Origin of the sequence: Leadbettera azotonutricia ZAS-9, assembly GCF_000214355.1 — a bacterium.
Taxonomy (GTDB): domain Bacteria; phylum Spirochaetota; class Spirochaetia; order Treponematales; family Breznakiellaceae; genus Leadbettera; species Leadbettera azotonutricia.
The window spans coordinates 1,702,438-1,716,937 of sequence record NC_015577.1 but is presented as its reverse complement, the minus strand read 5'-3'; the positions used below and the strand labels follow the sequence as shown (position 1 = coordinate 1,716,937).

At 52.3% G+C, this 14,500-nt stretch carries 12 protein-coding genes; 10 read left to right on the top strand and 2 right to left on the bottom strand.

What is annotated here, in order from left to right; all coding sequences use genetic code 11:
- Window positions 1–15: 15 nt before the first annotated feature.
- On the bottom strand, window positions 16–1,251 hold the full coding sequence (locus TREAZ_RS07385) for a Crp/Fnr family transcriptional regulator (protein ID WP_015711201.1): 1,236 nt from the start codon (window positions 1,249–1,251) through the stop codon (window positions 16–18).
- Window positions 1,252–1,314: 63 nt separating this feature from the next.
- On the opposite strand from TREAZ_RS07385, the gene TREAZ_RS07380 reads away from it, so the two are divergent.
- Window positions 1,315–1,926 carry a DUF3786 domain-containing protein gene (locus tag TREAZ_RS07380; RefSeq protein ID WP_015711200.1) on the top strand — a complete coding sequence of 204 codons (612 nt, stop codon included), beginning with the start codon at window positions 1,315–1,317 and terminating at the stop codon, window positions 1,924–1,926.
- A gap of 24 nt (window positions 1,927–1,950) precedes the next feature.
- Here the strand turns inward: TREAZ_RS07380 and murB are convergent, their stop codons facing one another.
- A complete protein-coding gene (gene murB / locus TREAZ_RS07375; RefSeq protein ID WP_043922980.1) occupies window positions 1,951–2,862 on the bottom strand; it encodes a UDP-N-acetylmuramate dehydrogenase in 912 nt (303 codons plus the stop codon).
- A 186-nt stretch (window positions 2,863–3,048) separates the two neighbouring features.
- Between murB and cysS the strand changes: the two genes are divergently transcribed.
- From cysS to TREAZ_RS17370, 9 genes are all read left to right on the top strand, one after another.
- Complete coding sequence (cysS, locus tag TREAZ_RS07370; RefSeq protein ID WP_015711198.1) at window positions 3,049–4,530, top strand: cysteine--tRNA ligase; 1,482 nt, start codon at window positions 3,049–3,051, stop codon at window positions 4,528–4,530.
- 40 nt (window positions 4,531–4,570) lie between these two features.
- A complete protein-coding gene (locus tag TREAZ_RS07365) occupies window positions 4,571–5,140 on the top strand; it encodes an RNA polymerase sigma factor (RefSeq protein WP_015711197.1) in 570 nt (189 codons plus the stop codon).
- The gene (locus TREAZ_RS07360; protein ID WP_015711196.1) at window positions 5,130–5,714 is read left to right on the top strand and encodes an anti-sigma factor family protein; all 585 of its coding nucleotides are present in this window, start codon (window positions 5,130–5,132) and stop codon (window positions 5,712–5,714) included. Before TREAZ_RS07365 ends, TREAZ_RS07360 begins: the two co-directional genes overlap by 11 nt.
- Complete coding sequence (locus TREAZ_RS07355; protein WP_015711195.1) at window positions 5,711–6,250, top strand: hypothetical protein; 540 nt, start codon at window positions 5,711–5,713, stop codon at window positions 6,248–6,250. The genes TREAZ_RS07360 and TREAZ_RS07355 overlap by 4 nt, the downstream gene beginning before the upstream one ends.
- Window positions 6,250–7,878 carry a transglutaminase domain-containing protein gene (locus TREAZ_RS07350; protein WP_015711194.1) on the top strand — a complete coding sequence of 543 codons (1,629 nt, stop codon included), beginning with the start codon at window positions 6,250–6,252 and terminating at the stop codon, window positions 7,876–7,878. Before TREAZ_RS07355 ends, TREAZ_RS07350 begins: the two co-directional genes overlap by 1 nt.
- A 12-nt stretch (window positions 7,879–7,890) precedes the next feature.
- The gene (gene pyrH, locus TREAZ_RS07345) at window positions 7,891–8,577 is read left to right on the top strand and encodes a UMP kinase (RefSeq protein ID WP_015711193.1); all 687 of its coding nucleotides are present in this window, start codon (window positions 7,891–7,893) and stop codon (window positions 8,575–8,577) included.
- A gap of 66 nt (window positions 8,578–8,643) precedes the next feature.
- Window positions 8,644–10,299, top strand: a complete 1,656-nt coding sequence (locus TREAZ_RS07340; protein ID WP_015711192.1) for a diphosphate--fructose-6-phosphate 1-phosphotransferase — start codon at window positions 8,644–8,646, stop codon at window positions 10,297–10,299.
- A gap of 26 nt (window positions 10,300–10,325) precedes the next feature.
- Window positions 10,326–12,437 (top strand): DUF4139 domain-containing protein, encoded by a 2,112-nt coding sequence (locus TREAZ_RS07335; RefSeq protein ID WP_015711191.1) that lies wholly within the window; start codon window positions 10,326–10,328, stop codon window positions 12,435–12,437.
- 38 nt (window positions 12,438–12,475) lie between these two features.
- A complete protein-coding gene (locus TREAZ_RS17370; protein WP_015711190.1) occupies window positions 12,476–14,470 on the top strand; it encodes a GNAT family N-acetyltransferase in 1,995 nt (664 codons plus the stop codon).
- The last annotated feature ends 30 nt before the right edge of the window (window positions 14,471–14,500 follow it).

Genomic DNA, 14,500 nt, shown 5'->3' with positions numbered 1-14,500 from the left:
TCAGCGGCCCGGCAATCAGCGCACCCCGCCCTCGCGGCGGGTTTTTTCTATGCGCTGCATCTTGCGGTAGTATTCAGTCTGCTTGGCGATTTCGGAAATATCCAGGGCCTGGAGCTTGTTATTGACGAGCCTGAATTTTTTGTTCTCCAGCAGCTTTCTCAGGACAAAATTGGCGTCAGCCTGGGGTATGCCCACCATATTGGTCAGCTCGGTGGGGCCGAAATCGAAGGTATAGTCATTGGCTGTGTGCAGGGGCGCCCGGTTCTTTTCAAGCTGTATGAGGAGGGCATCGTACATCCTGCCTATGGGATCGTTGATCTGGGTATTGGCAAGCTGCTTGTAGATAAACCAGATGCGCTCCGAAAGCAGGGTCGTCAAGCGGGCTATAATCTGGGGCTGGGTGCCTATCATGCGCTCGAAATTAGCCCGGTTCACCGCCAAAACCATGCAGTCCTCGTAAGCCACGGCGCTGGCTGCCCTGGGCTTGGCTTCCAGAAGTGCCATTTCCCCGAAAATGTCCCCGGCCTTGAGCACTGCCAGAAGCACTTCCTTGGCATCCATGATCTTCACGATTTTTACCGAACCACGCTGTATGATATAAAGCTCTTCCCCAGGCTCCCCTTCGGAAAAGAGCATGCTGCCCTTGGGATAGGCCCGGTTGAACTCATCGGCCTTGAATTCAATCCTTACGGATTTTGCGAAGGGGGCTATCTTCATCATTTTTTCCCGGGAAGCCATCACATGATCGCCCTTGGGGCAGTATTTTATATATTGATGATAGGCATAATACGCCTGGTTATACTGGCTCTGCTTGGCGTAATACTCCCCCACGTTGAAGAGGTGGGAAGGGTTGGCTTCGGCATCAGATGCGTTTTTAAGGGTGAGCCGCGAAAGGGCAGCGTCCAGGTAGCGGAGCCTCTTGGAAAACTGGAGGATAATCTTCATGGCCACAGGGGTATTGTTCTGGATGAGCTGGCCATACTGTTCTTTTTGCACCGAGATTAAAGTAACGTCTGTCAAAGCCTGGGCTGTCTCAATGTGGCTGTGGGATGACATGGTCGAAACAACGCCGAAAAAGTCGCCAGGGCCAAGCACATTGCCCCCCTCCTCTTCCACTACCTCCACTTCCTTGGAAACCCTTACCTTTCCCTGGCGTATGATGAAGAAACGGTCGGCATTCAGCTTTCCCTCCACCACTATATAGGAGCCTTTTTTGAAATTTACAAATATAAGCTGTAATTGACCCGCCATTCCGGTCAAATTATACGGAGCCATACAAGGCTTTGTCAATGACACTATTTTAAGCCATTCTTTATGGTAGAATACCCCATGCCCAATGGATACGAACTTACCTACGAGGCTGTTCGGCCCAAACTCAAAGCCTGCGATTTCCCCGATGCTGCCCTCCGGCTGGGTCTGGACTTGATCTCGCCAAGCCGTATGGAGGCCGACTTTTTGGGGAGGAGATACGAGATTTCCAAAACCGGGGTAAGGCCCCTGGACGGTTTCCCGGTGAACCCCAATTCCCTAAGTGTTTTGGTGTATTATGCAGCCTCCCGGGGAAACGCAAAACCGGGCAGCGACTTCAGGCTTCTCCATAACTTCGCTGGTCCCATATTTACAGGAAGCGGGAACCAGTGGATGACCTCCTCCCTGGCTCAGCGTTATAGTTCCGACTATCCTGGTTTCTGTGCCGCCGCAAAAGTCCTGGGATTTCTTCCTCTGGAAAAAACCAAAAGAGGCGAATTTTCCTGGCGCGGCCCAGTCCTTCCGTGTATTCCTGTGCAGATCGCTTATTTTGAAGCGGACGAGGAATTCCCCTGCGAAATAAAAATTTACTATGACAAAAGTGTTTCGGATTATTTGGAATTCGAGCCCTTGGCAGTGCTCACGGGGTGCATAGCGGGGGCATTGAAAATATATTGAAAAGCGTTTTCGAATACTCGGGTTCTATACATCCCAATCCCCAACAAAGAGTATTTCCGGCTCCAGATCAAAGCCCCGTTCAGCTTTAACCCGTCGTGTAACTTCTTCTGCCAGGGCCCGGATATCTGAAGCGGCGGCATTTCCGGTGTTAATAATGATATTGCCATGCCATGGCGCTACCTGGGCTCCCCCCATGCTAAAGCCCCGGAGGCCCAGAGTGTCTATAATCTTGCCTGTGGGCTCGCCGAAAGCCCGATTGTTCTTGAAGGCCGATCCGGCCGAAGGAAACCGGTAATGGCCCTTTTCTTTTCTATCCTGAATATGGGCTTCCATCTCCTGCTTTATTAAGTTGAGATCGCCCTTCTTTAACCTAAACGAAGCCCTTAAAATTAAAACACCCCGGTTCTGGAAAGGGCTTTTTTTATACCCGAAATCATCATTATTAAAAGGTATCTTTTGGCGTGAAAAACCCTCATCCAAAATTTCAGTTTCCAAAAGCGCATCGGAAATGGATTTTTCATAGCATCGGGCATTCATCCACACGGCCCCGCCAATGGTGCCAGGCATGCCTGCGAGGAACTCAAGGCCGGAAAGGCTGAGACGTGCTGCTGTTTCTATGGCATCGTCCACAGAGGTTCCCGTACGGAAAACAAGGCTGTCCCAGGCAGAATCCTCAGCAGAAGGTTCCAGGCCCGTCCACCCTGAGGTATCCAGCACAATACCGCGTATGCCCTTATCGGACACCACGAGGTTCGCGCCAGCTCCGAGAACAAAGACAGGTATACCTTCGATTTTGGCGGCCTGCAGCAGGGAACTTGCATAATCGGGGAAACAGCCAGCTTCGGGTTTCACCCAAATATCCGCAGGGCCGCCTACCTTGAAAGTCGTGTGGTTTGCCATGGGCTCGTTATAGCGGAATTCACCCTTAAAATTTATCCCGGAGGCATTGAAATTTTCAAAAAATCCTGTAAATTCACTATCTCTGTTATACTATAAACGAGGAAAAGAAGCATGACAGCGGCGAAAAAAATTGACGTGCATTATACCTAAACAGCATAAACCCCGGACGCTCATAAACACAGGTTGCTTTTTTCCTGAATTTCACGTAAACTATCTATATTCATGGCGCTAACCTTATATAACACCCTGGGGCGGGCTTTGCAGCCCTTTGAACCCCTTAAACCAGGAAAAATCGGTTTCTACGGCTGCGGTCCAACGGTCTATAACTATGCCCATATCGGGAATCTCAGGGCCTATGTAACCCACGACGTGCTGGCAAGGACCTTGCGCCGCCTGGGGAACGAGGTGACCCATGTGATGAACATCACCGATGTGGGGCATTTGTCAGGGGACAACGATCAGGGCGACGACAAAATGGTGCGTTCCGCCGAAGAACGGGGCAAGTCGGTACTGGAAATCGCGGATTTCTACACCCAGGCTTTTTTTAAGGATACTGAAAGGCTCAACATTGTGCGCCCCACAGTAGTCTGTAAGGCTACCGATCATGTCCAGGATATGATCAGCCTCATCAAAAAAATCGAAGCCTCGGGCTTTACCTATTCTTCCGGGGGCAACCTCTACTTTGACATCTCGAAATTCCCCGCCTATGGGGAGCTTGCCCTGCTCCGCCTTGACGAGCTTAAGGCAGGCGCCAGGACAGGCCTGGACGAGAACAAGCGCAACGCAGGCGATTTTGTGCTCTGGTTCACCAAGAGCAAATTTGAAAACCAGGCCCTGGTCTGGGACAGCCCATGGGGAAGAGGCTATCCCGGCTGGCACATCGAGTGTTCAGCCATGAGCATCAAGTACCTGGGGGAACAATTCGATATACATGCCGGCGGCATTGACCATATCCCCATACACCACACCAACGAAATAGCCCAGAGCGAAGCTGCCACAGGCAAGCACCCCTGGGTGAAGTACTGGGTTCACAATGAATTCCTGGTGCTGGACAAGGGGAAAATGTCCAAGTCCTCAGGCGGCTTCCTGACCCTTCAATCGCTTATTGACGAGGGCTTCGCCCCCTTGGATTACCGTTATTTCCTGTTGGGCGGCCATTACCGGAGCCAGCTCCAGTTCTCATGGTCTGCCCTTGAAGGCGCCAAAAACGCCCGAAAAGCCCTGGGGGACAGGATAAAAGCCCTGGCGGTTCAGGGATGCGCTGAATTACAGGGAAAAATTGATACTACAGCCGAAAATAATGCAAATTCAATCAAAAACACCAAGGCCGGCGAATATCTGGCTGCTTTCGACAGGGCTTTGGAAGACGATCTCTCCACCCCAAGAGCTTTGGCAGAACTTTGGGGCCTTTTAAAGGATGCCGAGGCCAGGCCCGCCGATGTCCTCCTCGCGGCCTTCGATATGGACAGGGTTTTGGGCCTGGATCTGGCAAAAACAGCCCAGGAAGCCGCAGAAACCGCCGCAAAACCCCAGACAGGCGAAGATTTGGCCCTGGCAAATGAGGTTGAAACCCTCATCGCAGAGCGCCTGGCCGCGAAACAAGCCAAAGACTTCGTCAAAGCCGATGGGATACGCGCCAAGCTCAAAGACAGGGGCATCCTGCTTGAGGATTCTCCCGCCGGCACCACATGGCGGCGAAGATGAAGAATACTGTAACAATTTTGGGAAACGAGTGTTTTAAGGTATGAGTGATGAGGTATCAGGAGAGCCGGAGAGGCAAAACCGGGAACAGGCAAAGGAATTCCGCAGACTCTATGTGACGGTGTTCCCTATCCTGTTCAGGGTGGCTTACCGTATCGCAGGAAGCGAGGAAGCTGCCGAAGATCTCTGCCAGGAAGCTTTCTCCCGCCTCCATGAAAAAAAAATGGTTTTTCCCAGTCCCGACGAGGCTAAGTATTGGCTGATTAGGGTGGTTAAAAACGCCGCCTTGAATTATGCCAAACGAAAAGTCCGGGAGAGGAAAGCCTACCAAAAGGCGTTTCGGGAGGACGTCAGGATAGCGGATACCGGCGAAGATGAGCTCCTTAAAAAGGAGACCAGGGAAAAAGTGCTGGAAGCCCTGGAGAAACTGCCGGAAAATCTGCGAATTGTATTAATTTTAAAAGAGTATGGTGAACTTAATTATAAGGAAATCGGGCGTGCCCTGGGAATCAGCGAGGGCAACGTCAAGGTGCGGGTATTCCGGGCCCGGGAACGTCTGGCCGGTCTTTTAGAAGAGGAAGTACACCTCAAGGATGGTTCACATGTGTCCTGATCGTCAAATTTTGTCCTTGTATGCGGATGGGGAATTGCCTTCCCCCTGGAAAGAAAAGATGGAAGTCCATCTTTTATCATGCGAAGACTGCCAATCCCAGATGAGGAATTACCAGGCAGTGCGTTCAGCATTGGTTTCTTCCCCCGAAGATGGCCTGAATGCGGCACAGGAGCGGGTTTGGGCCAAAATTTCAGGCTTGCCCGCTGCCGGGAGCACGAGGCCGGTAGTTTGGCGCCGCCGGATTTCCCTGCCCCTCCCTGCGGCGGCCGCGGCTGCCGCTGCCTTTGTGCTGGCTGCCTTCTTGGCTGCCATGGGGGCAAGATCGCCCCAGGCTGTCTTGAATCAGGATACAGTGGCGGTGTCCGATATTGGCGGCGATCTGCACGACATAGCGCCGATGACAGATATGGACGGGATACTCCAGTACCTTTCGAGCCAGGACACTTCCGAATACATGATCATCAGGCTTCCCGAGACCACTAACTTCTCAAGCTACGGCGAGCCTGCCTTGCTCCGTGCGGCGGATTATTCAAAGCAAAGCTCTGCCATTCCAAGGAGCAGCGCTTCCAGATGACCCGTATCTCCCATTGCCGGTTTACCCTTCTGGGAAGCCTGTTCTTTTTGGCTGCTGCGGCGGCAGTCCCTGCCCAGGAGCCAAGCCTGGAGGATTTGCTCCCAGGGCTGCGTGAAAAAGCGGTGATCATGGATATTGCGGCCCGCATTGTGGAGCAGAACCAGGAGGTAGTGTGGAATTCCGAGAATTCCAGGGTCACTATCCCCGGAAGGCCGGTGGGGCTCAAGCTTGTAGGCGCCAATGTGGTGGTGGCGGTGCAGTTCACTCCTTATTTCAGGCGCAACGGCAACAATGTGCTGGTGGCCCAGGGCCAGATTTGGATCAATGTCCCGGACAAGGGCATGAGCTATCAGACCACTATGCAGACCATACCCATGGAATTCGGTGAGCTGATATATTTCTTCCCCCTGGGCTCTATGGATTCTCCGGATCATTCGCGCATAGAGATACAGCTGGTTCTCCATCCCTATATTGAAGACCCCCCTCTCGCCAGTGGGCAGGAGCCTGAAGGGGATCAGGGGAATGCAAGCCCCTGATGAAAAGCCCCTGCACTAAGACCTTCCTGGCTTTTCTCGTATTCCTCCCCTTTTTATGCCTTTCGTGCAAAGAAGAGATGCCTTCCATCAGTCATATCGATCCCCGCATAGGGCGCATAGGGGATATCCTCAATATATATGGAAAGAATTTCGGCCCGGAGCGGAATGAATCCTATATCACCATTGCGGGAGCGCCCCCCACAAGCTCTGCCTATGTTTCGTGGAAGGACGATCAAATCACGGTAAAGATCCCTGAATTTGCCGACGCGGGCCTCGTGTATGTGTACAGGGGAACCAACAAGAGCAACCCTGCCCTCTTCTCCAACAAAGCATCCATGCCCGAGCAGGTGCGGGGCGCCGAAACCGGGAGCGGCCCCCGCATCGCGTCGGTGACGCCCGAAGCCGGGGCAATAGGTTCCCTGGTGACCATTATGGGGAGCAATTTCGGATCTTCCCGGGAAAATGCGGGGGTGTGGTTTTCATGGGATGCTGAAAGCTCGGCCCCTGCGGAGACCAAGACCCCTGACGCGGTGGAGGTTCCGGACAGCGACTTCGGCTATGAGCTTTGGAGCGAAAGGGAGATCAGGGTGAGGATACCTGACGGCGCTATTTCGGGGAATATCGAAATCCGCACCCCCAGGGGCAATTCCCGGCCCGTTTTTTTTGAAATCACCGGGAAACCGGGGGTCAAGATTTTTAAGGACAAGAGGAGCTATACTCTTTCCTTTTCTGTGGATATACGGGCGGATATTGCGGGCATGCCCAATGCCCTTTACCTCTGGCTGCCAAAGCCGATTTTTTCGTCTTCCCAAAAAAACGTGAGGCTCCTCTCCCGAAATATCGAGCCTTTTGTGGAGAATTACCGGGGCACATCCCTTTATCAGCTTTTGGATCTTCAAGCCGGGTCAGGGCAGCAGATTACCCTTTCCTATGTGGCCGAGGTTTTCGCTGTCGAAACCAGCGTGAAGCAGCAGAGTATCAAGCAGGAGCCGGGATCGCCCATTCAATCGGTCTATACCCTGCCCACGCCTATACTCCCTGCCGACAATCCGAAGATTGCGGCCCAGGCTGCAGCAATCATCGGGCGGGAGCGGAATCCCTATAACAAGGCAAAGCTCATATATGACTGGATCCTCAAGCAGGTGAAAATCGAAAATTCCCCCAAGTCCGGGGAAGCGTTGGAAGCGCTGGACGAATTGCAGGCCGATTCGTACCAGGCAGCTATGCTCTTTTGCTCCCTTGCCCGGGCTGCGGGGGTTCCGGCTTTGCCAATATCCGGGGTTTTGGTGAACAGGGCCAGGCGCACAGTGAAGCATTACTGGGCCGAGTTCTGGATCGATTCCTTTGGCTGGATACCCCTTGATCCTGCATTGGGGGCCGGTGCCGCGCCGCAGGACTTCAACCTGAGGGACGATCACAGTGAGTACTACTTCGGGAACATGGATAACCAGCGGGTGGCTTTTTCGCAGGGCCAGAATTTCCTCTCCCAGATGGACCCCAGGGGAAGGGTTGCCTCCCGCCCCAGGGAATATGCCCTGCAAAGCCTTTGGGAAGAAGCTACCGGAGGGCTGGAGTCCTATTCTTCCTTATGGAGCGATGTTACAATTACGGGAATGTATGTTCAATAAAAAGGGGTGGTTATGGTAACGGTTATTTCCCTGGGGGGTTCGATAGTCGCCCCCGATGGTGTGGACGAGGCGTTCCTAAAAGATTTTACAGCCCTTGTCAGGGACTTGCTTGCCCAGGACGAGAAGCGGCGTTTTATTTTTGTTGTAGGCGGCGGAAGCCCTGCGAGGGTTTGGCAGAAGGCATACCGGAACATTGTCCCCGGCGGGGCTGATGAGCAGGCCGACTGGATTGGTATCATGGCGACCCGGCTCAATGCCCAGCTTGTCAGGGCGATCATGGGGGAATGGTGCTCCCAGGACGTGGTAACAGACCCTACCCAGGTGGGCCCCCTTACAGGGAAGGTGATGGTGGCTTCCGGGTGGAAGCCGGGCTTTTCCTCCGACTATGACGCAGTTCTTTTGGCTGAACGTTTTCAGGCCGACGCGGTTATCAATCTTTCCAACATAGAGCAGGTCTACACCGATGATCCCAAAAAGAACCCCGACGCAAAACCCATTGACAAGATCACCTGGGATGAATTCAGGGCAATCGTAGGGGACGATTGGACCCCGGGGAAGAACGTGCCCTTTGACCCTGTGGCAAGCCGCCATGCGGCAAAAATCGGGCTCAAGGTGATCTGCGCTGCGGGCAGGGACCTCCCCAATTTGCGGAAAATACTCGCGGGCGAAGAGTTCAAGGGCACTACCATTATTGCCTAGAACCCTTCTTTTGGGATAAAATAAGAGACTGCTTATAAGAATCGCATTGTTCGAGAGGAGTCGTGAATGGAAATTTCAGCACTGCAGAAAGCCCGCTATGCCTATCAGCCAAAATTGCCTGCAAACATAGCCGGCGCAATCAGCGATATCGCCGTTGAACTGGGAAAGCCCACGGATTCCGTGGCTGATCAGGCTGCTTTGAAGGAGCTTTTTAACCATACCTACGGAAAACCCCTGGCGGTTTTTGCGAAGGGGAAAGGCGATGCGGACAAAAAAGAGCTGACTGTAGGGGTCATACTATCGGGCGGCCAGGCGCCGGGCGGCCACAACGTTATCGCGGGCCTCTATGACGGGCTCAAGAAAGGAAACCCCGCGTCCAGGCTTTACGGGTTTCTGGGCGGGCCTTCTGGGCTGATCGAAAACAAAACCATGGTCTTTTCGGATAAATTCATTGATGAATACCGGAACACCGGCGGCTTCGACATCATTGGCTCGGGGCGCACCAAAATCGAAACCCCCGAGCAGTTTGCCGCTTCCCTGGAGACTGCAAAAAAGTTGAACCTCAACGCGGTGGTCGTCATAGGCGGGGACGATTCAAATACCAACGCTGCGCTTTTGGCTGAATACTTCCTTGAGAAAGGCTCAGCCATTCAGGTGATAGGCTGCCCCAAGACCATCGACGGGGATCTCAAGAACGAGCATATCGAAACATCCTTCGGCTTTGATACGGCCTGCAAAACCTACAGCGAACTCATCGGCAATATCGAGAGGGATGCCAACAGCGCCAAAAAATATTGGCACTTCGTAAAGCTCATGGGGCGGGCAGCGAGCCACATTGCCCTTGAGTGCGCCCTCCAAACCCAGCCGAATATCTGCCTTATCTCCGAAGAAGTGCAGGAAAAGAAGATCAGCCTGAACCAGGTGGTGGAGCAGATCTGTTCCTCCGTCATTAAACGGGCCGAGAACAAGGAGAACTTCGGGGTGGTGCTTATCCCCGAGGGGCTTGTGGAATTCATTCCCGAAATGAAAAAGCTCATCGATGAGCTCAACGATGCCATGGGCCTCAAGGGGGCTGAATTCGTCGAGCTTTCGTCGTTCATCGATCAGCTTTACTGGCTCTCCCATGAAATCTCCGAAGATTCCTACAAGTTCCTCCAGACCCTGCCTCCCGAAATTGCGCGGGAGCTTCTTATGGATAGGGACCCCCACGGCAATGTACAGGTTTCCCGCATCGAGACAGAAAAACTGCTCATCGGCATGGTGGAAAAACGCCTTGCAAAGCTTAAAGCCGAAGGCGTCTACAAGGGCAAATTTTCAGGTCTCGGCCATTTCTTCGGCTATGAAGGCCGCTGCGCCTTCCCCTCGAACTTCGATGCCGATTACTGCTACTCTCTGGGCTTCGGAGCGTTCCTGCTCATCGCTTTGGGATTGACGGGCTATCTTTCGAGCGTGAAAAATCTGGTGGCCCCCGCTTCCGAATGGGTTGCCGGCGGGGTTCCCCTGACGATGATGATGAATATGGAACAACGCCATGGCAGCAAAAAGCCTGTCATCAGGAAAGCCCTGGTCGAGCTTGACGGAGGGCCCTTCAAGGCTTTTGACGCGGTACGGGATACCTGGGCAGTAAAGACCAGCTTCCTCTTCCCCGGGGCGATTCAGTATTACGGTCCCCCCGAGGTTTGCGATCAGCCAACCAAGACCTTGAAATTGGAACATCAATAACGGGCCTGTTCCAAATTAAGGAATGCATGAAAAAAATATCGAGATTTTCGGCTGCTTGTTTTTTTGCGACTTTAACGGCTTTCATTGCCCTGCCCTCTTTTGCCCAGTCGAATCAGGACAGCTCCAGGCAAGCCGGGGCCGAGACGGCCCTGCCCTTAAAGCGGCTTTCGCTCTTTTCTTCGGGAGTGGGCTTCTTTGAACATTCGGGAACAGTGAGCGGTTCAGGTTCCTCGCCTGCCTATATCAACCTGCCCTTCAGCATAGCATCTGTCAACGATGCGCTTAAATCATTGACAGTGAACGATCCTGTTTCGGATTTTCCCACAGTGCGCTATGCCGCGTCTTCAGCGTTGGCAGAAGCTTTGCGGAGCTTAAAGATAGATTTGTCCGGGAATCCGGGGATCGGGGAAATCCTCAATTCGCTTAAAGGGGCAGAGCTTGAGATTGCAGCCCCCTCCCCTATTTCGGGCAGGATCATCGGGGTCGAATTCAGGGAAACAGGCATAACTTTTTCCGGCAGTGATACTAGCGAAGCGTATCTTTCGCTCTTCACTGCCCAGGGCATACGGGTCATCGCGATCAAGGATATTTCCTCTTTTGCATTCAAAGATAGTTCGATTAACACTGATTTAAGCCGCGCTTTGGATCTCCTCATGGAAACCAGGGGTACGGAAAAACGCAGCCTGCTCCTCACCCTCCCGGGTAATGGAAGCAGGCAAGTTTCTTTAAGCTATGTGATCCCCACTCCTGTATGGAAGGTTTCTTACAGGCTGGATCTGTCGGCAGGAACGCCAAAGCTGCAGGGATGGGCTATCATAGACAATGACAGCGATACTGACTGGAACAATGTGGCATTATCCCTTGTAACAGGGAGGCCTGTTTCGTTTATACAGAACCTCTATGCGCCTTACCGGACTTCGCGCCCTGTGCTGCCCCTGGCAATAGCAGGAATTGCCCAGGCGCAAACGTATGAATCGGGAAATTACAGCGAAGCTGGCTACGGCTATGCTGATTATGAAGACGCCAAAGCCGCCAACAGCCCCATGCAGAGCAGAAGCAAATCCATGGCCATGGCTGAGTCAGCCGATTCTATGTATATCAGAGAAGCCCCTGCCCCCGCTGCTGCTCCTCCTTTGTCAGGCGGCGCAACCCTCCAGACAGCAAGCGGAAGCGCTGCGGGCGATCAATTTGAATACACCCTGAAAAATCCCGTAACCCTTGAAAGGCGGCAGAGCGCAATGCTTCCCCTTGTGGAAGCCCAGGTAAAAGCCGAGAAGGCCCTTGTCTTCTCCGGCGCACGGGCATCTTCGACAAGCTCGATAAACCCCTCCATAAGCGCTGAACTCACCAATACTACAGGCATGAAACTCCCTGCGGGGCCCATCACCGTGTATGACGGCAACACCTATGCAGGAGACGCCCTCATCGAATTCTTCCCGGAAAACGAAAAACGCATTATCTCCTACGGCGACGATCTTTCGGTTTCAGGAAGCGTCAGCGCGGCCAATTCGCGTTTTGTTACGGCTGTAACCGTTGCGGATGGGATCATGACCATTACGCGCAGGCAGAATTACGAAAAGACCTATACCTTGAGGAATGCTTCTTCCGAGGCCAAGCGTATCATCATTGAACACCCCGCAATATCAGGGGCAAGCCTGGCGGAGCCAACTAGTTATGATGAACGCACCCCCGCCCTCTACCGCTTTATCCGCCAGCTTCCCGCCAGCCAGGAATTGAAATTCACGGTCCGCGAAGAAACCCCCGTCTCGGAACGCATCAGCCTTATCCAGCTGAGACCCGAAACTTTCCTGAGCTACAGCACCAATCAGGAAATACCTGCCAACGTCCGTTCAGCCCTGGCAAGGGCCATCGAATTCAAGAAAATCGCTGACAATGCGGCCACAGCCGTCCAGACCCTTGAGACCCAAAGAACCCGCCTCATCTCCGAGCAGGATCGCATCCGGCAGAACCTTGCGGCAGCAGGCAGCCAGACCCCCCAGGGACAGGAATACCTCCGCCGCATGGCAGCCATGGACACCGACATTGATGCGCTTAATGCGTCCATTGCCGCCGCGGACAACAAGGCCCAGGCAGCGAAGAAGGACTACGAGGCATATTTGGGCAGCTTGAAGCTTTAAAAGAGCACTCGCATTTTTTGATTGGCGGGGACACCTATATGGGTTTGGATATACAAGGGAAAGACGGATTGCCGCTTAAAATACTTGCCGTAGAGCCCTCCTGCGATGGTCCTGCTATATATGCGGTTTTCTGCTCCGACATGGGTTTATACCATTACGACAAAATGGACAAAACTCTTGTCTTGACGGCAAAGATCCCCAATATCAAAATGCCCGAGCCGCCAAAACCGAATAAGGACGGCATTATACTGCCGCCGCCCACGTTTGAAATTAAACTCAACTGCCGCTATCCCTATATCTGCGTTTCCGAACGTTATGGCCTTAACGCTGCGGTGGTGAATGTCCGTGACGGCACTGTCCGCACTTTCTCCCGAGAAAACCCTGAGGCCAGGGTAACCAGTTACTCCATCGGCTTTCTTGAAATATACACCCCCGGCGAATGGGTACACAAGGGAAGCGGGCGCGGTCATTTAATCCATCAGACCAAGTGGAACCGCCTCGACATTACGGACCTTGAAACCGGCGAAGTCATTGCACAGCATCCCGCCGAAGCGGTAGAGGCCGCAGACGGCTTCGATTACTTTCACAGCCTTATCCACATCTCTCCTGAGCAGAACTATTTTCTCAGCAACGGCTGGGTATGGCATCCGGTTAATATAATTTCCGCATATAAGATGGACGATTTTTTGAGGGAAGGGGAAAGCTCAGCCTATGCCCTTGACTTTCAGGGCGGGTACAATTGGGATCGCCCATGCGCCTTTATAAGCGACGATATCTTTGTGATTGCCGCAGACGATAAAACCACCGATCTGGAAGAAGAAGAAAAAGCGGCATACCAATATCATCAGCTTCTTTTCTACCGCCTTTCGGATGCCAAGGCTCCGGCATCGCTCAAATCCCAATACCGGGGCTATCTGGAACCTTTTAAGATTCTGGATACGGATATTTTTGACATCAACGAACATGGCGAAGTAAAAGGCAAACTTTTTTATGACATGGACAATTACGAAGACAAGGGCGAAAGTTCCCTCATAGCCCTTTCTTCCAGAGGCGCATACGTCATCGACATTGAAGGAAAAATCCTTCGCCATATTTCGGATATCACCGATGAATGGGGTTACCACCTGGAACATCATTGTTTTTACCATACCTCTGATACCAATGTGGAAAAATATTTGACAAGCGAAGAGACACCATCATGGAAATACGATCCCGCAGTCTGCCTTATAGAGGAGCGGCCCCTTTTTGTAAACTTTCTGGAACTTTCATTATCTACCAGCCGGCTGTTTCTAAAACCCCTTGGCTGCAATTATATCAGCCTGATAGAACTGGGAATGATGTTGGAACACGTAGTAGCCATAGGCGGAGGGGTGCCCTACGCATACTCGGAAAATGCCTTGCAGTATTTACAGCACTCCCTTGACGACCTCAACAGAAAGAAAAGTCTCCGCATGGCGGTCTTGAGAAAGCCGGACTATGCGCTTTTGGGTTTGGTGAACCTCTATCATATAGACAGCGGAGAATACGAACTGGATCAGAACTTTTGTTCCCGTGAAAATACCAGCGGCAAAGAATACGAAAAGGAAGCCCTAAAAGCTCTCCTGGATTGGGCCGCCGTCAATATACCTTTTACCGCATTGCGCCTTGGCCATAGAGACGACAGCGTCCATGCAAAGGCCCCTCCTATGGATGAAAGCAAATATACGATAATTAACCAGTCAATAGGCCGCGAAGGTATCCATCATTCCTATAAGGAATTGACATTGCCCTTCCTTGGTCACAAAGTTTTGGTCAAAGCGGAAATCCGTACTGATGTCTTTAATGTTTTTTCCGATGAAGTCGAACCCTGGTGTGTCAGTGTCTATGGCTGGGGAGACGGTTACGGCGATACCCAAGAAAAAGCTTTTAAAGATTTTTACGAAGAATTTTCCTATTGGCAAAAAAACCTGAACGTAAAAAAGTTGGGCATTTTAATTAAAAACAGAAAATTTGTTTTATCCTATAGTCTATATAGTGTTTTTCTTATATATTGATGTATAGGGATTTATTCTACAATCTGGTTA

Coding starts and splice junctions, on each gene's coding strand:
- TREAZ_RS07355 (WP_015711195.1), top strand. CDS start 5,711: ATGACCCGTATCTCCCATTGCCGGTTTACCCTTCTGGGAAGCCTGTTC.
- TREAZ_RS07385 (WP_015711201.1), bottom strand. CDS start 1,251: ATGGCGGGTCAATTACAGCTTATATTTGTAAATTTCAAAAAAGGCTCC.
- TREAZ_RS07335 (WP_015711191.1), top strand. CDS start 10,326: ATGAAAAAAATATCGAGATTTTCGGCTGCTTGTTTTTTTGCGACTTTA.
- cysS (WP_015711198.1), top strand. CDS start 3,049: ATGGCGCTAACCTTATATAACACCCTGGGGCGGGCTTTGCAGCCCTTT.
- pyrH (WP_015711193.1), top strand. CDS start 7,891: ATGGTAACGGTTATTTCCCTGGGGGGTTCGATAGTCGCCCCCGATGGT.
- TREAZ_RS17370 (WP_015711190.1), top strand. CDS start 12,476: ATGGGTTTGGATATACAAGGGAAAGACGGATTGCCGCTTAAAATACTT.
- TREAZ_RS07340 (WP_015711192.1), top strand. CDS start 8,644: ATGGAAATTTCAGCACTGCAGAAAGCCCGCTATGCCTATCAGCCAAAA.
- TREAZ_RS07360 (WP_015711196.1), top strand. CDS start 5,130: ATGTGTCCTGATCGTCAAATTTTGTCCTTGTATGCGGATGGGGAATTG.
- TREAZ_RS07380 (WP_015711200.1), top strand. CDS start 1,315: ATGGTAGAATACCCCATGCCCAATGGATACGAACTTACCTACGAGGCT.
- TREAZ_RS07350 (WP_015711194.1), top strand. CDS start 6,250: ATGAAAAGCCCCTGCACTAAGACCTTCCTGGCTTTTCTCGTATTCCTC.
- TREAZ_RS07365 (WP_015711197.1), top strand. CDS start 4,571: ATGAGTGATGAGGTATCAGGAGAGCCGGAGAGGCAAAACCGGGAACAG.